This window comes from Pontivivens insulae, from assembly GCF_900302495.1.
GTDB classification, from domain to species: Bacteria; Pseudomonadota; Alphaproteobacteria; order Rhodobacterales; family Rhodobacteraceae; genus Pontivivens; species Pontivivens insulae.
This window is the reverse complement of sequence record NZ_OMKW01000002.1, coordinates 34,042-51,897: the sequence shown is the minus strand read 5'-3', so window position 1 is coordinate 51,897 and position 17,856 is coordinate 34,042. Positions and strand designations below refer to the sequence as shown.

Here is a 17,856-nt window from a genome sequence, read left to right as displayed (position 1 = left end):
CAAAAAGGCGGTGCATCGCGATTGCACCGCCTCTTTCACTTTTGGCCAGAATCTCGTGTTGCGACGCCTGCTATCAGGCGTTCACGTCTACAACGACACGGCCCTTGACCTGACCGGCGAGAATATCCGCGCCCAGCTTCGGCAGATCAGATAGGGTCGCAGGCTGCACCATTGCTTCCAGCTTATCCATCGGCAGATCACGTGCGATCCGCTGCCATGCGCGCACGCGGTTGTCATAGGGCTGCATCACGCTGTCGATCCCCAAAAGGTTCACACCACGCAGCAGGAACGGAATGACTGTGGCAGGCAATCCTGCACCACCCGCCAGACCAACGGCCGCGACCGAGGCCCCGTATTTCATCTGGCCCAGAACCCGCGCGAGCATTGCACCACCGACCGCGTCGACGCAGCCGGACCAGTTCTCGGATTCCAGCGGTCGTTTTGTCGTTTCGTTCAGTTCTTCACGCGCAACAATCTGCGTGGCACCCAAGCTGGTGAGGTAATCCGCCGTTTCAGGCCGTCCCGTCACGCCCGCAACCTCGTGCCCCAAATGGGCGAGGATTGCAGTTGCCACAGATCCGACACCGCCGGCTGCGCCGGTCACCAGAACAGGACCACTGCCGGTTTTGAGCCCGTGATCTTCGAGCGCCATAACGGCAAGCATTGCGGTGAAGCCTGCCGTTCCGACGGCCATGGCCTGCCGCGCATCCAACCCCTCGGGCAGTGGGACCAACCAGTCAGCCTTGACCCGTGCCTTCTGCGCGTAGCCGCCCCAGTGCGCCTCACCCACGCGCCAGCCTGTCAGAACGACCTTATCGCCCGGCTTATAGCGATCATCATCGGACGCTTCGACTGTGCCTGCGAAGTCAATGCCCGGCACATGGGGGTAGTTGCGCACCAGGCCGCCGCCGGGTCCGATGCACAGGCCGTCCTTATAGTTTACGGTCGAGTACTCGACCGCCACGGTCACATCGCCCGCTGGCAGGTCATCCAGACCGATCTGCTGCACCGATGCGGCGGTCTTCTTTTCCTCGTCGCGTGTCACGACCAATGCGTTGAACATGGTATCCTCCTGAAAACGTATCTCTCTAACTAGGCCCAGAATTTCTCTCGGACCACCGCGGCGCGCGGGCCTTCGGGTGTTTCGACCATCACCTCGTCGCCATCGTCCCAATGGCTGAGCTTGACCATGCCGACGGCAACGTTGACCTCATGGTCCCACGACCAGGCGGCAGAACTGATCCGACCCACGGTCTTTTTGCCTGCCTTGATGGGCCACCAGCGATCACAGACGGGAAGCGGCCCACCCTCGATCTCCACAGCGCGGATTTGCTGGATCGGGCCTTCCTTGGCCACGCGCAGCAAGGCGTCACGCCCGATGCAGCCGATCGCGGTCTGCGTGTCACAGAACTTACCAAGCCCACATTCGTGGGGGGTATTGTCGTCTGTCATGTCCGAGCCGTAGCTGAGCAGACCGCCTTCGATCCGCTCTGCCCCATTGGGGCAGCCGGCGCGGACATCCCATTTCTTGCCCGCCTCCATCAGCGCATTCCACAGCGGCATGCCAATGTCGGATCCTTCGACATAGATCTCGAATCCGCCCTGCTTTGAATAACCGGAACGGGCGATCAGCAGGCTGCGGCCTTGAAAATCAAAATACCCATAGCGGAAGAACCTGACATCGCGGATCGCGTCGCCGAAAACCTCTGCCATCAGGTCGTCCGCATGCGGGCCCTGAATGGCCAGAGGAGAGACGTCTGGCTCATCCACCAGCACGTCCAGACGCCACCCATTGGCAAGCCCCTTCACCCAGTAGAGCAGATCACTGTCCGCGATCGAGATCCACCACCGGTCATCGCTGATCTTGACCGCGACAGGATCGTTGAGCATGCCGCCGGTCTCATCCACGATGGGGACGTAATAGCACTGTCCGGGCAGCATTCCACGCAGGTCCCGCGGGGTGAGCATCTGCATCAGGCGACCCGCATCCGGGCCGCGCAGCTCCACCTGCCGTTCTACGGCGACATCCCAGACCTGAACCGCCGATTTGAGATGGCGGTAATCCTCCTCAGGTGAGCGGAAGAGCGTTGGCAAAAGCATGTGGTTGTAAACGGTGTAAGCCTTCACGCCTGCAGCCTCGACCCCGTCAGAGAAGGGCGTGCGTCGGATGCGGCGGGTTGGCGTCAGTAACGCGGTCATGGGGTCGCTCCCTTCTGCCCCCGCTGCGGGTTTGTCCCGCAGTCGTCATGAGGGTCTTTGTCGTCTTTTCGCTGAGTATTTGATGCGGGCGCGGCCAGTGCGCCCGCATCGCGTCGGAACGCTTACTTTGGGCCGTGCCAGTCGATCTGACAGATTTCAGCGGAACGGCCATCGAAGTCCCAGACCCGGCCAAAGGCACGGACGCGGCCCTTGGTTGCGGTAGCGACAGTGATGTCCGGACCCATCCAGTATTCGGTATTGGTCACGACCTGATCCGCGCCATTCTTGCCCGGAACCGGGACAACCTCGCCCTGGATCTTCTTGCCGACCATCAGGCGGCGGGCGTTGCCCTCGGTCTCGAAAACGACCGGCGCGCGCTCAGCACCGAGGAACTCGCTGACGAGGACGGCGAACAGGCCCGTCGTGCCGCGAGCAGCGCCCGAGAAGATCTTGACGAGACCGTCATAGGCCGCCTCACTTGCACGCTCATCGATATAGGCGGCGGCCTTCCAGTTGCCGCGCGCCATAAGGCCCGGAATTTCGAGCATCAGACCGACGTTCAGGCCGGAAATGTCCTCATCCCCATAATGACCTTCATCGATGCGGATGCCGCTCCACGCCTGGCAGTAGCCTTCGGTCGGCGCATGCTTGCCCAGTGAGACAACGCATGGACAAAAGACCGTGCAGTTGCAGTTCAGGATCAGCTCGCCCTTGATGGCCCAGGGGACCAGTTCCGTTCCGTCGAGTGCCATGGTGTTTCTCCCTTATATGTCAGACCGCCTGCGCCAGCATCCAACCGCCCCACGCCAACAGGGCAAAGCCCAGCGGTTTGGTCAGATACCGGCCCAGATCGGGCAGTTTTTCGATAATCATCAGAAGTGTCGCGAGGCCCATGAAGGCGAGGTTCATCACCCCACCGACAAAGGCCAGCAGCATCAATGCCCAGCAGCAACCAAGGCAGACAGCGCCAAGCCGCAGCCCATTGCGCAGCGGCCCCTCGGCCCAGTGCTGCATGAAGAAGGATAGGGGCGCGCGACATTTGACCAGGCACGCTTCCTTGAGGTTGCTGAACTGATATATCCCCGCCCCGATCAGAAGAGCACCAGACAGGATGGCTGAGCGGCTGTCACCATAGGCGGAGACCAAATCGAGCCGGAACAGCACCATTTGCAGCGCCCCGGCCAATACCGCAAAACCGATCCAAACCGCCATATATCCTGCCACCAACAGGCCAAAGCGTGTTTGCCCGGTGTGGGACAGCTCGTCATAGGTGGCAAAGGCGGGCAGCGCCGTCGGCGCCATCATCGCGCCTGACATCAGCGTCCACATGAAGATGACCTTCACCATACCCGCCGCGTCCGGGGTGACGATGCACAGGCTGCGCAGGAAATCAGCGCCATAGATCTGGCCCGCACGCCGCAGCTCCTCTGGCAGCGCCATGGCATAGAGCAGCGCCCACGCGCACAGCACAACGCCGAACAGCACCAGCCAGTGCGTTCCGGTCATCGTTCTGATACGGGCTGATACCATGTCCCAATCCTTCGACTCAGGTCTTGCGCCAAAAATGTCAGACGTTTAATTGTATGACAAATGAAAATTGATCCGAAAAGCAGCGCCGACCTTTCGGCACAGATCGCCAAGGCCATTCGCGATGCGATTATCGCTGGTGATCTGATCGTGGATGAGCGGTTGCCATCCGAGGCGGAATTGGCCGAACAGTTCGACGTCTCACGCCCAACGGTGCGCGAAGCGTTAAAACGGCTGGCCGCGCAGAGCCTGATCCGCACCCAGCGTGGGGCCTTTGGCGGCGCCTTCGTCAATCGGCTTCGCTATGAAGAGGCTTATGGCCAGCAGGTCACGACCTCGACCCTTCTGCTCAGCATGAACGAAGTCAGCTTCGACGTGGCCTGCGAGGCGCGCTATGCGTTGGAGCGGGCTTGCACGCCGTTGTCAGCGCAGCGGCGCAGCCCTGATCACCTTGCAACCATGCGGGCCGAGATACACCGGCAGGGCCAACCGGGCCTGAGTGACGAGAGCTTCTGTGCCTCTGACGTTGCCTTTCATCGTGCCCTTGTCGATGGCGCAGGCAACCCGGTGATGAGCTATCAGCTTGCCGGTGCGGTCGAGGCCATGCAGCCCCTTATGAACATGATCACTTTCACCGCCCGATCGCGCGAGGCGATTGTGGGCCTGCACACCCGGATCGCAGATGCGTTGGAAGCCTCGGACGGTGCAGCAGCGGAGAGCGCCCTGCACGAGCTTGAGGCCTATACGAAAACGCTGGCCCGCGACGTGATGGCCGCGCGGACCCGTGGATAGCCTCCCACCGCTTGCCGCCTGGGGCCTCGATGGGCCCTCACCAGAGGAATTGACAGGCGGCAGCCGGAATACCGTGCTGCGCGTCGGGGACGTGGTGTTGAAAACCACCCGCCGATCAGAGGCGGCGTTACGCTGGCTTCTTCCGGTTCAAGAGGCAGCGCGCCGGGCAGGCCTGCTCGTCCCGCGGTTACTGGAATCAACCTCAGGCACTCTGTCTGCTGACGGTTGGACTTGCGAAGAGCGGTTGGACGGGACCGCACCGGTTGCTGTTCCGGCGTCGCTTCGCCCCATGATCAAACATGCCCATGACGCCACATACAGGATCGCACAGCGGCCCGGATTTGCGTCTGTTACGGACATGCCCGCACGCGGACGGCATGGCGATGTTGATATGGATGCGATCCCTGCGCAGATTGCCAACACACTGAGGCGGGTTTGGGCCGACATGGTCGTCGAGCGCGAATGCGCCATCCATGCCGACATCTACCCCGAGAATCTGCTTATTGTGCCAGATGGCCGGCTGGCCCTGATCGACTGGGACGAAGCGCGCCGCGACCGGCCGGTCTTCGATCTCGCCGCCTTTGAAGAGCATCGTCCGGCTGCAAGCGTTGCGTGGGAGGTCGCATGCTCTTGGACACTTGAGCCTGACTATGCACAGCGTATGCTTGCGCGACTGTTTTCATCCTTCCCCGAATACGCATGATCCACGTCGCCTGCACATGCTGACCTTTGACAACATCATCTCCGACCGTGGCTCGAAATACGCCGTCTCCGGTGCTGCTGCCGCAACCGAGCAGGAGGTGAAGGCGCTGCTGAAAGAACTCAAGCGCACAAAGAGATTTGCGAAGGCCACGCACAACACCTGGGGCATTCTGCTGCGAGATACTCCGGTCAAGAATGATGACGGGGAAAGTGGTGCTGGCATGGTCATCTTGCGCATGTTGGAGCGGGCAGAGCTGCGCAACCACCTGATCGTCGTCACACGATGGTATGGCGGGAAGCATCTGGGTGGCGATCGGTTTCGGCATGTGCAGGATGCAGTGCGCCACTATCTAGATGCAACGCAGATTGGGAAAGCAAAACGATGACCCTGCCAGAAATCCTTGTCCTCCTGTGCGCCGGACTTCTGCTTGTCGTCGGTGCGGTTCATTCGATTTTCGGGGAGCGACTGCTGCTCAAACCGATGTTTCACCGGCGCGGGAACAAGGTGCTCGACAACGGCCTCGCGCGGATGGTGCTGCGCTTTGCATGGCACCTGACCACCGTGCTGTGGCTTCTGTTGGCCTATATCATCTGCACAGTCGTGTTCACGCCGGAGCGCGCCGTCCCACTGACACTCTGGTCCGTCGGGCTTACATTTCTGGCGGTAGGAGTATTCGATCTGATTGTCTCGAAAGGGCGGCACATCGGCTGGCCGATCCTGACGGCCATTGGGGCGACGGCGCTTGCCGCCGCCCTGACGCTCTAACGTTCACCCACAAACCGCCCAGCGCCCTGAGGACGCGGCATATCGCGATGCGCCTGCCAGTAGTTCTCGATGTGGTTTGCGACAGCGCCATCCGGGGCAACGCTGCGGCGCGCTTCGAGATCCATGTGTAGCAACAAGGTCTCAACCGTTGCTGCGATCCCGTTCGGACCATGGATACTATGGAACAAATGCAGCTTCTTGCCCTCGGCACCTGTCACCTGCGTCGTCACCGAAACCGCGTCACCTGCATCCAATTCACCCAGATGGCGGATATGCGTCTCTACCGTGAAATAGCTCAGGCCGCCGGCGATGTAGTCGGCATCCGCTCCAATCAGCTCCATGAACCGGTCTGAGGCCTGCGCACCCACTTCCAGATAGTGGGTCTCATTCATGTGCCCGTTGTAGTCTGTCCAGCTTTGCGGGATGGACCGCTCCACCGTGATGGGAAGATCGCCAGGTTCCGGTTCGGGCAGGCCCGCTTCATGCGCCGCAATCACAGCACCGGCGGCTTTGCCATTCTTGCGCAGCGCGCGCAGGATGCCGACAAGGTTGTCGTCCCGCTCGCGCTCAAGCTCCCGAATGGTCCGGTCGCCCGATTGCGCATCCGATTGTCCGGCGATCAGATCAACCAGCTCTGGCGTGAACTCCGGCACGTCCATCAGCTTGGTCCAGGGCCATTCGAGCGCGGGGCCGAACTGTGCCATGAAGTGCTTCATGCCCGCCTCGCCCCCCGCGACGCGGTAGGTCTCAAACAAGCCCATCTGTGCCCAGCGCAGGCCAAAGCCCATGCGGATGGCTTCATCCACCTCCTCGGTCGTGGCAATGCCGTCAGAGACAAGCCAAAGCGCCTCCCGCCACACCGCCTCAAGAAAGCGATCCGCGATATGGGCGTCGATTTCCTTGCGCACATGCAGCGGAAACAGACCAACGCCGCGCAGAATGTCTGAGGCGCGACTAATGGTGGCCGCATCGCCGACCAACTCGATCAGCGGCAGCAGATAGACGGGGTTGAACGGATGCGCGACGATGACATTTGCGCCCTCTGAATTCAGTTCTGACGGTTTGAACCCAGACGTGGACGAGCCGACAATTGCGCCGCCTGCATTTTCTGAAATTGCAGCATGCACCTTGTGCTTGAGGTCGAGGCGCTCGGGCACGCTCTCCTGTACCCAATCGGCACCGCTGACCGCGTCGGCGAGGTCGGCATGAAAGGTCAACTGTCCCTCGGCGGGCAGCGCACGATCATATAGCGAGGGCAGCGAACGGCGAGCATTGGCCAGCACTTCGCCGATCTTGCGTTCTGCTTCGGGGTCAGGGTCAAAGACCGCGACGTCCCAACCGTTTAACAGGAAGCGCGCGGCCCAGCCGCCGCCAATGACGCCGCCCCCAACGATCGCCGCCCTCATTTGGACACCGGCGCGCGCTTGGTCAGGCCCAGCCGCTCTCTCACCGCATCAGGGCCGATCACACGCGCGCCCATATTTTCAACGATGGTCACGGCCCGCTCGACCAGCTGCGCGTTGGTGGCGAGCACGCCTTTGTCGAGGAACAGATTGTCCTCCAGACCGACCCGCACATTGCCCCCCGCCAGCACGGCGGCCGCGACATAGGGCATCTGATCGCGGCCAAGGCTGAAGGCAGACCAGTCCCAGTCGGCAGGCACGTTGTTGACCATCGCCATGAAGGTGTTCAGGTCATTGGGCGCGCCCCACGGCACACCCATGCAGAGCTGGACCAAAGCGGGCGAGGTCAACACACCCTCCTTCACGAGCTGGGTCGCAAACCACAGATGACCGGTGTCAAACGCCTCAATCTCCGGCTTCACGCCCAGATCCGTCATCATCTGACCCATGGCGCGCAACATGCCGGGCGTGTTGGTCATCACATAGTCGGCTTCTGCAAAATTCATTGTGCCGCAATCGAGCGTGCAGATTTCCGGCAGGCACTCTGCAACGTGGGCCATCCGCTCTGTCGCACCTACCATATCGGTGCCGTTCGGATTGATGGGCAACGGCGCTTCGGTGGAGCCGAACACCATGTCGCCGCCCATGCCTGCGGTGAGGTTTAGGACAACATCCACGTCGGCTGCGCGAATACGGTCCGTGACCTCGCGATAGAGCGCAAGATTGCGAGAGGGCGCGCCGCTTTCTGGATCGCGCACATGGCAGTGCACAATAGCCGCACCCGCCTTCGCCGCATCAATCGCCGCGTCCGCGATCTGCTTTGGGGACCGCGGCACATGGGGGGAGCGGTCCTGCGTTCCGCCTGATCCAGTGATCGCTGCTGTGATGAAAACGTCCCGGTTCATTTGCAATGGCATGTTGTCCTCCCGCGCTGTTGCTCAACACTGGCGCGGATGGGCATGGCATGCTTATCTCATCCCGCCAAAAACAGTTCTGATCCCGCCAATGCAGCCAACCGCAGTCACCTTTCTACTCGTCGACGGTTTCTCCGGCATGGTGCTCTCGTGCCTTCTCGAGCCGCTCAGGGCTGCGCGGGATTTGGGAGGAGCGCCCGTGACCTGGCGGATTGAGACGGCATCGGGGGCCGAGGCGCGATCCTCCAGCGGGCTGACGATTTCAGCAGACACGGGGCCACCTGCAACCAACGCCGAACTTCTGATCTTGCTGGCTGGCTATGGCGTCGCAGAGCAGATGACACCGCCACTGCTCACGCGGATCGACCATCTCGCCCGACGCCATGAACGGATCATCGGGGCGGATGCTGCTGGGTGGTTCCTGGCCGAACTTGGGCTGCTCGACGGGCACGAGGCGGTGGTGCATTGGCAGGACTTGCACCGTTTCGCCGAAGCCTATCCGAACGTCAGCGTGGCGACGCGTCCCCGCGTGGCGTCTGGTCGGGTGATGACCTGTGGCGGTGCCTCCAGTGCGCTTGATCTTATGCTGGAATGGCTTGGAACACGGTTCGGCCGCACCGTCTCGACCGAGGTGTCAAAACTGTTTCTCTATGATGTGGAGCGGGACCACGCCGTCGCCGCCCTGCCCGAACGGGCACCGGTGAAGCTGCAAAGGGCGATGGACGCCATGCACGCGAATATCGAGGAACCGCTGACGCTTGACGCCGTTGCGAAACGAGCTGGAACCTCTGCCCGCACGCTGGACAGGTTGTTCCAGGGTCATGTTCAGCTGTCCCCCGCCCGCTACTACACGCTGCACCGTCTGAAGCGGGCGCAGGACCTGCTCACCGCGACACGGCTGACGCAGGCGGAAATAGCGGCGCGCTGTGGCTATGCCTCAGCCGCAGCGCTTGCGCGGGCGTACCGTTCCGCATTTGGAGAGGCACCCGGTGCGACGCGGCGCAGCGCTCAGCCTTGAGCGGTTTCCGTGGGTGCGACGGGCGGTCCTTTGCGGCCACAGGCACTGACCGCAAGCGCAGCAATCAAAAGAACGGTTACGATCCGCATCATCCCAACACCTCTTTCCAGCGGGCGATCTGTTCGCGCACCCGCTCAGGCGATGTTCCCCCATAAGAGCGGCGCGAGGCAACAGAGGCTTCCACTGTCAGCACGCTATAGACGTCATCAGTGATGTCTTCGTGCACTGACTGCATATCCGCCAGCGTGAGGTCGGGCAGATCGCAGTCCTTATCCTCGGCCATTTTGACAAGCGCCCCGGTGACGTGGTGCGCCTCACGGAAGGGCATGCCTGCTTCGCGTACCAGCCAGTCGGCCAAATCGGTGGCGGTTGAGAATCCAGCCGCGGCGGCAGCGCGCAATGGTTCGGGGTTGGGCCGCAAATCGGCGACCATGCCGGTCATGGCAGCAAGGCTCAGCATCATCGAGTCTGCCGCGTCGAAGACCTGCTCCTTATCTTCCTGCATATCCTTCGAATAGGTCAGCGGCAGGCCCTTCATCACCATCAGCAAGGACATCAGCGCCCCGGTGATCCGCCCGATCTTCGCCCGCAGCAGCTCGGCCGCATCCGGGTTCTTCTTCTGCGGCATGATGGATGAGCCGGTCGAGAACCGGTCGCTGATCGTGACGAAGCGGAACTGCGCTGAGGACCAGATCACCAGTTCCTCGGCAAAGCGGCTGAGATGCATGGCGCAGATCGAACAGCAGCTCAGGAATTCCAACGCAAAGTCCCGGTCGGCCACTGCGTCGAGCGAGTTGGCAGCCGGGCGATCAAAGCCGAGCGCATCAGCGGTCATGTCCCTGTCAATCGGGAAGCCGGTGCCTGCGAGGGCCGCCGCGCCCAGCGGGCTTTCATTCATCCGGGCCCGCGCGTCGCGCACCCGGCTGAGGTCACGGCCCAGCATCTCAACATAGGCCAGCATGTGATGGCCCCACGTGACGGGCTGCGCGGTTTGCAAATGTGTGAAGCCCGGCATGACCATGTCCGGCCCCGCCTCTGCCTGAGCCACAAACACCTTCATCAGCGCCGTGATGCCGGCATCCATTGCATCCAGCTGATCACGTACCCACAGACGGAAATCCGTGGCGACCTGATCATTGCGGGAGCGACCAGTGTGCAGACGGCCCGCAGGCTCTCCCACCAGTTCTTTCAGCCGCGCCTCAACATTCATGTGAATGTCCTCAAGCGCTGTCGAAAAGGCGAATGTCCCGCCCTCGATTTCTGACAACACCGTGAGGAGGCCTTCCCGGATCACCTCCGCATCACTATCCGTCAGAATACCGGTGGCAGCCAGCATGGCGGCGTGGGCGCGGGATCCTTCGATGTCCTGTCGGGCCATGCGCTGGTCGAAACCGATGGAGGCATTGATCGCTTCCATGATTGCATCGGGGCCGTCTGCAAAGCGGCCGCCCCACATGGCGTTGGATGATTTGGTCTCGGACATCGTTCGGGCCTTCGGACTGGGAGTACAGCGGATGAGCGCTTGGATCAGTGGTATGGTGACCAAAGCAGTCACCTTGGCGGTGTTCTACGCAGGCAGCGCCGCCTTGGCAAACGCGCAAGACCTGCAATCGGTCATGGCGGGCCTGCAAGAGGGCGATATGCGCAAGCTTGTCATCCACTCCGAACCACAGGCCCTGCCCGACCGCCCCTTCACCGACCCGGATGGAAACGAATTCACGCTGGCCGACTATGAAGGGCAGATCGTGCTTTTGAACTTCTGGGCCACGTGGTGCGCGCCCTGCCGGGAGGAGATGCCGGATCTTGAAGCGCTCCAGCGCGACTATGGTGGAGAGGACTTTGCTGTTGTGCCTGTTGCCACGGGACGCAACTCCCTGCCCGGCATCCGCGCTTTCTTTGGTGAGATCGGGGTGAGCGAGCTGCCCATCCTGCTCGACCCGCAAGGCCAACTTGCCCGCCGCTCCGGCGTCTTGGGCCTGCCCGTCACTGTGCTGATGGATCGCGAGGGCAATGAAATTGCGCGCCTGCAAGGTGGCGCACATTGGGCAGATGCCGATGCCCGCGCGCTGATCGAGGCGGTGATTGCGCAGACCGGTAGCTAGGCAAAACTCATTTGGCTTTGTGGCGACACGCAATACCTTTGATCTGACCGATTGAAGGAGTACTGCCCATGCGGCCAGAGGAAAATGCGATTGAGGCCGCCCGCGGTGACGTGGATTCCGCTGATCCTTACGAGCGGCAGCAGCAGACCTTTCCAATCCTGACCGACGAACAGGTTTCCAGGCTTCGCACTTATGGGACCGAGGAGACGCGGCCGAAAGGTAGCGTATTGTTCAGTCGCGGTGACCGCGGTGTTGATTTCTTTCTCGTCCTCTCCGGCTCGATTGAGATTATTGAGCACGCCCCCAAAGAGGCGGATCGCGTTGTCACCACTCACGCCCATCACCAATTCACCGGCGAGTTGGATCTGTTCAACCGTCGCGCCATCCTCGTGGACGGGCGCACCGGGGAGGACAGTCGCCTCGTTCGCCTGACACGCGACCAATTTCGCCGCATGTCGAGCACCGAGCAGGATATTGGCGAAATCATCATGCGGGCCTTCATTTTGAGGCGCACCGCATTTATCGTACACAAGGAAGCGGGCGTACTCCTGATCGGCGCGCGCACAGATCGCGATGTCATCCGAATGAACCGGTTCCTGTCGCGCAACGGCTATCCGGTCCGACAGATCGACCCAAGCACCGAAGAGGCGGCGCGGCTGTTGTGCGATCAGCGCGACGACCTTCCGGTCATCTGCACACCTGATGGCGAGATTTGGGTAAACCCGACCACACCAGACTTGGCAGATCGTCTGGGGCTGACTGAGGAACTGCCAGAAGATCACCTGTTTGACCTCGCCGTGATTGGCGGCGGACCTGCGGGGCTTTCAGCCTGCGTTTACGGTGCATCCGAGGCGCTGGACACGATCGTGATCGAATCAGAAGCGCCCGGCGGCCAGGCTGGCACCAGCTCCAAGATCGAAAACTATCTGGGCTTTCCGACCGGCATATCCGGGCAAGCCCTTGCCGGTCGGGCATGGATCCAAGGCCAAAAATTCGGCGCGACCTTCGCGATTGCCCGGCCGGCCAACGGCATTCACCGCGACGAAGGCAAGTTCCACCTCACCTTGTCCGGCGGTCAAACGGTTCATGCCCGCAGCGTGATCCTGGCATGCGGCGCCACCTACCGGACACTTGATCTTGAGAACTATGCAGCGTTTGAGGGTCAGGGCATCCATTATGCCGCAACGGCACTGGAAGCGCAGTTCTGCTCCGGCGCTGATGTTGCGGTCGTGGGCGGGGGCAATTCTGCCGGACAGGCGGCTGTCTTTCTCTCGCGTCATGCAAATCATGTGCATGTGCTCGTTCGCGGTGACGGCCTGGCCGACAGCATGTCGGACTATCTGGTCAGTCGCATTGAACAGTCTTCGCGCATCACGCTGCACACACATACCGAGATTTCCGGGCTTCACGGTGATCGCGCACTTGAAGAGGTCACATTCCGCAACCGGCAAACTGGTGAGGCGCAGATCCATGCCATTCCGAACGTCTTCGTGATGATCGGCGCAACCCCGAACACGGGTTGGATGGGTGATTGCGTGAAGCTGGATGCGAACGGCTTCGTTTTGACGGGACGGGACGGCGCGACGCCCTTCGAGACGTCGGCGCGGGGAATTTTCGCAGTAGGCGACGTGCGGTCCGGCTCCGTCAAGCGTGTCGCATCAGGTGTCGGCGAAGGCTCGGTCTGTATCAGTCATGTCCACGCCTATCTCGCCGCGGAAGGGACGGGATAGCCCTTCTACTTCGCCCGCCAGCAGCCCTGCACATGATCGTCGACCATGCCGACGGCCTGCATGAAGGCATAGACGATGGTGGGTCCACAGAACTTGAAACCCTCTTTCTTGAGGTCTTTTGAGATATGTTTGCTCAGCGGCGTCTCGGCAGGCACCTCTGCCATCGTGGCGAAGCGGTTCACGATGGGTTTGCCGCCGACATAATTCCACAGGAAGGTGTCAAATCCCTCCCGCTCTTCAATCCGCAGATAGGCCTGAGCATTGCCGATGGTCGCCTCGATCTTTCCGCGATGGCGCACGATGCCCGGATTGCCGAGCAGACGCTCCACATCCGCTTCGGTGTAAAGCGCGACACGGGCGGGATCGAACCCGTCAAAGGCCTCTCGAAAGGCGTCCCGCTTCTTGAGGATCGTGATCCAGCTCAGCCCCGCCTGAAAGCCATCGAGGATCAATTTCTCCCACAAAGCGCGGCTGTCATATTCGGGCACGCCCCATTCGGTGTCGTGATAGTCCTGATAGATCGGGTCAGACCCGCACCAGCCACAGCGCTCTACCATTTCCCCGCTCCTCTTCACGATTCGTTTAGAACAATTCGCGAACAATATGAGCGATAGTCGAATTTGGCGAGGGCACGGTATGGCGATGAGCGATTGGCACGACGATCAGACCGGCCTTACAGGCACACCCGACTTGGTCGCGGATGCCCAGCTTGTCCTGGCCTATCAACCAATTGTCGTCGCGGGGTCTGGCCTATGCGCGTTTCAGGAGGGGCTGGCCCGTTTGCGCAATTCGTCTGGGGAACTCCTCACCCCCGATCGCTTTCTGCCTGCCCTGGAACGGGATGGGACCATTGCCCAACTTGATCGGCTTGTCCTGCGGCGTGTCGCCCAGCGGATGATGAAAGCACCTGATGAGCGTTTCTCGATCAATATCAGTGGTCGAACGCTGGGGGACGAAGAATGGCTCGCCACGCTGCGCTCCCTCGCCCGATGCCGTCAGGACGTGGCGGATCGCCTGATCATCGAAGTAACCGAATCGGCGCTTTACGATTGTGTCGTGGCGAAGGATTTTCTGCTGGAGATCCGGCGCCTCGGCCCCGCAATCCTGCTCGACGATTTCGGTGCGGGTCACACGGCCATTCTGAAGATCCGGGACTTGCCGCTGGATGGTCTAAAACTGGATGGTGGGTTCAGCCGCAGGATCGATTTCGATCCCGACCTTCAGGTTCTGGTCCGCGCGATGACGACCATCGCGGACCATTTCGACCTGCTGACTGTCGCGGAATTTGTGGAAACAGCAGGAGAGGCTGCCTGCCTGACCGATCTGGGTGTTCAGGCCTTGCAGGGCCATCATTTCGGGCGGGCCGAAGTTCCAGCCCTCATTCCCTTTCCCAACCGCGCGCAGACGGGCTGAGCTCAGCCTTTGCGCACCAGTTCGGACAATTGCTCTTGCATCTGGGCAAGCTGATCTTTCAGCGCATCAAGCTCCCCATCCTTGTCCTCATCATTTGTCGCCGGCTCCGGTGGCGGGGTTTGTGACGCGGCGAAGGGCGTGAACATGCGCATGGTATTCTCGAACCACTCCATGTTGGAGCGTGTCATCGCCTCAAAATTCGCGATGGCCGGATTTGCATCAAAGGCAGATCTGACCTGATCGCGCATCTTTTCCTGATTGCGGGCGAACGTGTCCATCGATGCATCAAGATAGCCCGGCACGAACCCTTGCAACGTGTCGCCGTAAAGCCGGATCAACTGTCGCAGAAAGTTCGTAGGCAGCATGTTCTGCCCTTTCGCTTCTTCCTCGAAAATGATCTGTGTCAGGACCGAGCGGGTGATGTCATCGCCGGTCTTTGCATCATTGACGACGAAATCCTCACCCTCACGCACCATTTGCGCCAGATGGTCGAGCGTCACATAGCTCGACTTCGCGGTGTTGTAGAGCCTGCGATTGGCGTATTTCTTGATGATGATCGGTTGTTCCGGATCGACTTTCCGTGCCGCCATGATGTCACTCCCCAACGGTCTTGCGCTGACCTTGAGGAAATCCTACCGCGCTGCACATATCTGCCGCAATGCAAAATCGCAGGTGACGTTCCGTGCAGCCGTGCTATTGCAAAAACATGGAAGACAAGGACACGCCTCAGAAGGATGCGAAGACGTGGCTGGCCCAGTGGCTGGCGCGGGCGTCCGAGCTTGCGCGCTCCGGCCCACCAAAGCCTGATCGATGAGTGGGTTGGTGTCATCTCACAGGTCTGGGCCCAGTCCGCTGCCGCTTCATCTCGCTCAGGCGGCAGCGCTGGTTCAGCAGGCAATTACCTGCGCGCCTGCCGATCCAACTGCCCCGGATCCGGCCCTGATTGCAGCCGCCGGGGCCGAGCAGCTGGCCGCCATGCTCAAGGGGATAGAGATCTGGCGCGCTCACCCCTATCAAAGAGAGGATGGCGCCGCCCCGGTCCTGTGGTCCGATGGATCAACCCGATTGCTCGATTTTGGCGAGCACGGCGCGCCGGTTGTGCTGGTGCTGCCCTCTCTCATCAATCGGGCGGACATCCTGGACTTGATGCCGGAATGCTCTTTTCTGAAACAATTGGCGGATCAGGGGGTTCGGCCCCTTTTGCTCGATTGGGGAATTCCGGGCACTGCAGAGCAGCCGTTCGGCCTGTCGGATTATGCCGATTTGCGGTTGCGGCCCGCGCTAGCGATAGCCCGCGTTCTCAACGGTGGTCCGATCCCGGTGCTGGGCTATTGCATGGGAGGGGCCTTTGCCGTGGCCGCCGCAACGCGCTTGAGCCACGATATCTGCGCGTTGGTCACGATGGGCACGCCGTGGAATTGCCAAAACAACATCTGGGTCGCCCAGACCGCCGCCTCGGTCCTGAGCCAGAACACCGCATTGCTGCGGCAGGGCCTGAGGGGAATCACGCAAACGCTGGGCTCTGTTCCGCACGAACTGCTTCAGGCGGCCTTTGTCAGCCTCGATCCCGGTCTTGCACTACGCAAGTTTTCGGCGTTCTCGACGCTCGACCCGGAGAGCCTTGAGGCCAAACGCTTCGTCGCGGTGGAGGATTGGCTGAACGCGCCCGTCAATCTTCCGGGCCCCGTCGCAGAGGCGTTATTGATCGATTGGCAATTGTCCAACACGCTGGCCAGTGCGGAGTGGGAAGTTCTGGGCGGCCCCGTCGATCCAACCCGGATCACCTGCCCAACCCTTTCAATCTGCGCGACTGACGACCGGATTGCCCCCAGCGCAAATGCCGAGGCCCTGCCAAAGCAGATCAGCGGGGCAGAGGTTGTGAGGCCCCAAACCGGCCATGTCGGAATGATCATCGGCCGGAACAGTCACCGTGACGTCATCCGCCCGATTGCTCGCTTTTTGCATGCACATGCTACATAGGCGGTATGCAATCGGACGCAGCGGTGGATTTTTCAGATTGAGCCGTCTATGTTGCGCCGCAACAAAACTGGATATGGGAGAGATACCATGACGAATGTTGTTATCGCATCTGCAGGCCGCACTGCGGTCGGGTCATTCAACGGATCCTTTGCAAACACGCCTGCGCATGATCTTGGTGCTGCTGTGATCAAGGGCGTGCTTGAGCGTGCAGGCGTCGCCCCGGAAGACGTCAGCGAGACGATCCTCGGTCAGGTTCTCACCGCCGCACAGGGCCAGAACCCTGCGCGCCAGGCCCACATCAATGCCGGCCTGCCCAAGGAAGCCTCTGCGTGGGGCATCAATCAGGTATGCGGGTCCGGCCTGCGCGCCGTGGCCCTTGGCGCACAGCACATCCAGCTGGGTGACGCAGATGTTGTGATCGCCGGTGGACAGGAAAGCATGAGCCTTTCGCCCCACGCTTCCCACATGCGTGCGGGCACCAAAATGGGCGACACGAAGTTCATCGACACGATGATCAAGGACGGCCTGTGGGACGCGTTCAACGGCTACCACATGGGCCAGACGGCAGAGAATGTCGCGAACCAATGGCAGATCACCCGCGATGAGCAGGACGCCTTCGCCGTCGCGTCTCAGAACAAGGCGGAAGCAGCCCAGAAAGCTGGCAAATTCGCGGATGAGATCATCCCCTTCACCGTGAAGACCCGCAAGGGCGAGACGGTCGTGGATGCCGACGAGTATATCCGTCACGGCGCGACCATTGAGGCAATGCAAAAGCTGCGCCCCGCCTTCACCAAAGATGGCTCGGTCACGGCAGCCAACGCATCTGGTCTCAATGACGGCGCAGCCGCGGTTCTGCTGATGAGCAAGGAAAATGCCGAGGCTCGGGGCATCAAGCCGCTCGCGCGCATCGCGTCCTACGCGACCGCTGGCCTTGACCCCTCCATCATGGGTGTCGGCCCGGTCTATGCGTCCAAAAAGGCGCTAGATAAGGCAGGTTGGTCCGCCTCCGACCTCGATCTGGTGGAAGCCAACGAAGCCTTTGCCGCACAAGCCTGTGCCGTGAACAAGGAAATGGGTTGGGATCCTGAGATCGTGAACGTGAACGGTGGCGCGATTGCAATCGGCCACCCGATCGGTGCGTCCGGCTGCCGCGTGCTGAACACGCTGCTGTTCGAAATGCAGCGCCGTGACGCGAAAAAGGGTCTGGCCACCCTGTGCATCGGCGGCGGCATGGGCGTTGCCATGTGCATCGAGCGCGACTGATCTGAACTGAGGGGCAGGTCGCCCGGCCTGCTCCCCCTTCCCCCACA

The 17,856-nt window shown here is 61.3% G+C and carries 20 protein-coding genes; 10 read left to right on the top strand and 10 right to left on the bottom strand.

What is annotated here, in order from left to right:
• Window positions 1-73: 73 nt before the first annotated feature.
• From acuI to POI8812_RS05540, 4 genes are all read right to left on the bottom strand, one after another.
• The gene (gene acuI, locus POI8812_RS05555; protein ID WP_108781584.1) at window positions 74-1,063 is read right to left on the bottom strand and encodes an acryloyl-CoA reductase; all 990 of its coding nucleotides are present in this window, start codon (window positions 1,061-1,063) and stop codon (window positions 74-76) included.
• A gap of 29 nt (window positions 1,064-1,092) precedes the next feature.
• Window positions 1,093-2,199 (bottom strand): dimethylsulfoniopropionate demethylase, encoded by a 1,107-nt coding sequence (locus POI8812_RS05550; protein WP_108781583.1) that lies wholly within the window; start codon window positions 2,197-2,199, stop codon window positions 1,093-1,095.
• A gap of 122 nt (window positions 2,200-2,321) precedes the next feature.
• Window positions 2,322-2,951 carry a DUF1326 domain-containing protein gene (locus POI8812_RS05545; RefSeq protein ID WP_108781582.1) on the bottom strand — a complete coding sequence of 210 codons (630 nt, stop codon included), beginning with the start codon at window positions 2,949-2,951 and terminating at the stop codon, window positions 2,322-2,324.
• 19 nt (window positions 2,952-2,970) lie between these two features.
• Complete coding sequence (locus POI8812_RS05540) at window positions 2,971-3,729, bottom strand: DUF2182 domain-containing protein (RefSeq protein WP_181377188.1); 759 nt, start codon at window positions 3,727-3,729, stop codon at window positions 2,971-2,973.
• Window positions 3,730-3,789: 60 nt separating this feature from the next.
• Between POI8812_RS05540 and POI8812_RS05535 the strand changes: the two genes are divergently transcribed.
• From POI8812_RS05535 to POI8812_RS05520, 4 genes are read left to right on the top strand one after another with little or no spacing between them, the layout of a single operon-like run.
• Complete coding sequence (locus tag POI8812_RS05535) at window positions 3,790-4,518, top strand: FadR/GntR family transcriptional regulator (protein WP_108781580.1); 729 nt, start codon at window positions 3,790-3,792, stop codon at window positions 4,516-4,518.
• Window positions 4,511-5,221, top strand: a complete 711-nt coding sequence (locus POI8812_RS05530) for a phosphotransferase (protein WP_108781579.1) — start codon at window positions 4,511-4,513, stop codon at window positions 5,219-5,221. The genes POI8812_RS05535 and POI8812_RS05530 overlap by 8 nt, the downstream gene beginning before the upstream one ends.
• Before the next feature lie 16 nt (window positions 5,222-5,237).
• Window positions 5,238-5,606, top strand: coding sequence for a YigZ family protein (locus tag POI8812_RS05525; RefSeq protein WP_108781578.1), 369 nt, complete (start codon window positions 5,238-5,240; stop codon window positions 5,604-5,606).
• Complete coding sequence (locus POI8812_RS05520) at window positions 5,603-5,986, top strand: hypothetical protein (protein ID WP_108781577.1); 384 nt, start codon at window positions 5,603-5,605, stop codon at window positions 5,984-5,986. Before POI8812_RS05525 ends, POI8812_RS05520 begins: the two co-directional genes overlap by 4 nt.
• Here POI8812_RS05520 and POI8812_RS05515 read toward each other — a convergent pair.
• Window positions 5,983-7,392: a carnitine 3-dehydrogenase gene (locus tag POI8812_RS05515; protein WP_108781576.1), complete on the bottom strand. Its 1,410-nt coding sequence runs from the start codon at window positions 7,390-7,392 to the stop codon at window positions 5,983-5,985. The genes POI8812_RS05520 and POI8812_RS05515 overlap by 4 nt on opposite strands.
• Window positions 7,389-8,306 (bottom strand): 3-dehydrocarnitine:acetyl-CoA trimethylamine transferase BcoG, encoded by a 918-nt coding sequence (gene bcoG / locus POI8812_RS05510; RefSeq protein WP_108781575.1) that lies wholly within the window; start codon window positions 8,304-8,306, stop codon window positions 7,389-7,391. The genes POI8812_RS05515 and bcoG overlap by 4 nt, the downstream gene beginning before the upstream one ends.
• Before the next feature lie 196 nt (window positions 8,307-8,502).
• On the opposite strand from bcoG, the gene POI8812_RS05505 reads away from it, so the two are divergent.
• Window positions 8,503-9,321: a GlxA family transcriptional regulator gene (locus tag POI8812_RS05505; protein ID WP_162844922.1), complete on the top strand. Its 819-nt coding sequence runs from the start codon at window positions 8,503-8,505 to the stop codon at window positions 9,319-9,321.
• On the opposite strand, the gene lptM is transcribed toward POI8812_RS05505, so the two are convergent.
• Together lptM and argH are read right to left on the bottom strand one after the other, a co-directional pair.
• A complete protein-coding gene (gene lptM / locus POI8812_RS17925; RefSeq protein WP_370739582.1) occupies window positions 9,312-9,410 on the bottom strand; it encodes an LPS translocon maturation chaperone LptM in 99 nt (32 codons plus the stop codon). The two genes, POI8812_RS05505 and lptM, sit on opposite strands and share 10 nt — an antisense overlap.
• Entirely contained in the window at window positions 9,410-10,804 is a 1,395-nt protein-coding gene (gene argH / locus POI8812_RS05495; protein WP_108781573.1) for an argininosuccinate lyase, read from the bottom strand. Before argH ends, lptM begins: the two co-directional genes overlap by 1 nt.
• Before the next feature lie 31 nt (window positions 10,805-10,835).
• On the opposite strand from argH, the gene POI8812_RS05490 reads away from it, so the two are divergent.
• Both POI8812_RS05490 and POI8812_RS05485 read left to right on the top strand, forming a co-directional pair.
• Window positions 10,836-11,423 (top strand): TlpA family protein disulfide reductase, encoded by a 588-nt coding sequence (locus POI8812_RS05490; protein ID WP_245895284.1) that lies wholly within the window; start codon window positions 10,836-10,838, stop codon window positions 11,421-11,423.
• A gap of 68 nt (window positions 11,424-11,491) precedes the next feature.
• Window positions 11,492-13,153, top strand: coding sequence for an FAD-dependent oxidoreductase (locus POI8812_RS05485; protein ID WP_108781572.1), 1,662 nt, complete (start codon window positions 11,492-11,494; stop codon window positions 13,151-13,153).
• Between the two features lie 5 nt (window positions 13,154-13,158).
• Here the strand turns inward: POI8812_RS05485 and POI8812_RS05480 are convergent, their stop codons facing one another.
• Complete coding sequence (locus POI8812_RS05480) at window positions 13,159-13,710, bottom strand: DNA-3-methyladenine glycosylase I (protein ID WP_108781571.1); 552 nt, start codon at window positions 13,708-13,710, stop codon at window positions 13,159-13,161.
• 79 nt (window positions 13,711-13,789) lie between these two features.
• Here POI8812_RS05480 and POI8812_RS05475 point away from each other — a divergent pair, with 79 nt between their 5' ends.
• On the top strand, window positions 13,790-14,566 hold the full coding sequence (locus POI8812_RS05475) for an EAL domain-containing protein (protein ID WP_162844921.1): 777 nt from the start codon (window positions 13,790-13,792) through the stop codon (window positions 14,564-14,566).
• 2 nt (window positions 14,567-14,568) lie between these two features.
• On the opposite strand, the gene phaR is transcribed toward POI8812_RS05475, so the two are convergent.
• Window positions 14,569-15,156, bottom strand: coding sequence for a polyhydroxyalkanoate synthesis repressor PhaR (phaR, locus tag POI8812_RS05470; RefSeq protein ID WP_108781569.1), 588 nt, complete (start codon window positions 15,154-15,156; stop codon window positions 14,569-14,571).
• 232 nt (window positions 15,157-15,388) lie between these two features.
• Here phaR and POI8812_RS05465 point away from each other — a divergent pair, with 232 nt between their 5' ends.
• Both POI8812_RS05465 and POI8812_RS05460 read left to right on the top strand, forming a co-directional pair.
• Complete coding sequence (locus POI8812_RS05465; protein WP_162844920.1) at window positions 15,389-16,546, top strand: alpha/beta fold hydrolase; 1,158 nt, start codon at window positions 15,389-15,391, stop codon at window positions 16,544-16,546.
• An 87-nt stretch (window positions 16,547-16,633) separates the two neighbouring features.
• Window positions 16,634-17,809 (top strand): acetyl-CoA C-acetyltransferase, encoded by a 1,176-nt coding sequence (locus POI8812_RS05460; RefSeq protein WP_108781567.1) that lies wholly within the window; start codon window positions 16,634-16,636, stop codon window positions 17,807-17,809.
• Window positions 17,810-17,856: the final 47 nt, after the last annotated feature.

What these genes read in the sequence shown, in the direction of transcription:
- acuI (WP_108781584.1), bottom strand. Translation starts at nt 1,063, where the DNA reads ATGTTCAACGCATTGGTCGTGACACGCGACGAGGAAAAGAAGACCGCC.
- POI8812_RS05550 (WP_108781583.1), bottom strand. Translation starts at nt 2,199, where the DNA reads ATGACCGCGTTACTGACGCCAACCCGCCGCATCCGACGCACGCCCTTC.
- POI8812_RS05545 (WP_108781582.1), bottom strand. Translation starts at nt 2,951, where the DNA reads ATGGCACTCGACGGAACGGAACTGGTCCCCTGGGCCATCAAGGGCGAG.
- POI8812_RS05540 (WP_181377188.1), bottom strand. Translation starts at nt 3,729, where the DNA reads ATGGTATCAGCCCGTATCAGAACGATGACCGGAACGCACTGGCTGGTG.
- POI8812_RS05535 (WP_108781580.1), top strand. Translation starts at nt 3,790, where the DNA reads ATGAAAATTGATCCGAAAAGCAGCGCCGACCTTTCGGCACAGATCGCC.
- POI8812_RS05525 (WP_108781578.1), top strand. Translation starts at nt 5,238, where the DNA reads ATGCTGACCTTTGACAACATCATCTCCGACCGTGGCTCGAAATACGCC.
- POI8812_RS05520 (WP_108781577.1), top strand. Translation starts at nt 5,603, where the DNA reads ATGACCCTGCCAGAAATCCTTGTCCTCCTGTGCGCCGGACTTCTGCTT.
- POI8812_RS05515 (WP_108781576.1), bottom strand. Translation starts at nt 7,392, where the DNA reads ATGAGGGCGGCGATCGTTGGGGGCGGCGTCATTGGCGGCGGCTGGGCC.
- bcoG (WP_108781575.1), bottom strand. Translation starts at nt 8,306, where the DNA reads ATGCCATTGCAAATGAACCGGGACGTTTTCATCACAGCAGCGATCACT.
- lptM (WP_370739582.1), bottom strand. Translation starts at nt 9,410, where the DNA reads ATGCGGATCGTAACCGTTCTTTTGATTGCTGCGCTTGCGGTCAGTGCC.
- argH (WP_108781573.1), bottom strand. Translation starts at nt 10,804, where the DNA reads ATGTCCGAGACCAAATCATCCAACGCCATGTGGGGCGGCCGCTTTGCA.
- POI8812_RS05490 (WP_245895284.1), top strand. Translation starts at nt 10,836, where the DNA reads ATGAGCGCTTGGATCAGTGGTATGGTGACCAAAGCAGTCACCTTGGCG.
- POI8812_RS05485 (WP_108781572.1), top strand. Translation starts at nt 11,492, where the DNA reads ATGCGGCCAGAGGAAAATGCGATTGAGGCCGCCCGCGGTGACGTGGAT.
- POI8812_RS05480 (WP_108781571.1), bottom strand. Translation starts at nt 13,710, where the DNA reads ATGGTAGAGCGCTGTGGCTGGTGCGGGTCTGACCCGATCTATCAGGAC.
- POI8812_RS05475 (WP_162844921.1), top strand. Translation starts at nt 13,790, where the DNA reads ATGGCGATGAGCGATTGGCACGACGATCAGACCGGCCTTACAGGCACA.
- phaR (WP_108781569.1), bottom strand. Translation starts at nt 15,156, where the DNA reads ATGGCGGCACGGAAAGTCGATCCGGAACAACCGATCATCATCAAGAAA.
- POI8812_RS05460 (WP_108781567.1), top strand. Translation starts at nt 16,634, where the DNA reads ATGACGAATGTTGTTATCGCATCTGCAGGCCGCACTGCGGTCGGGTCA.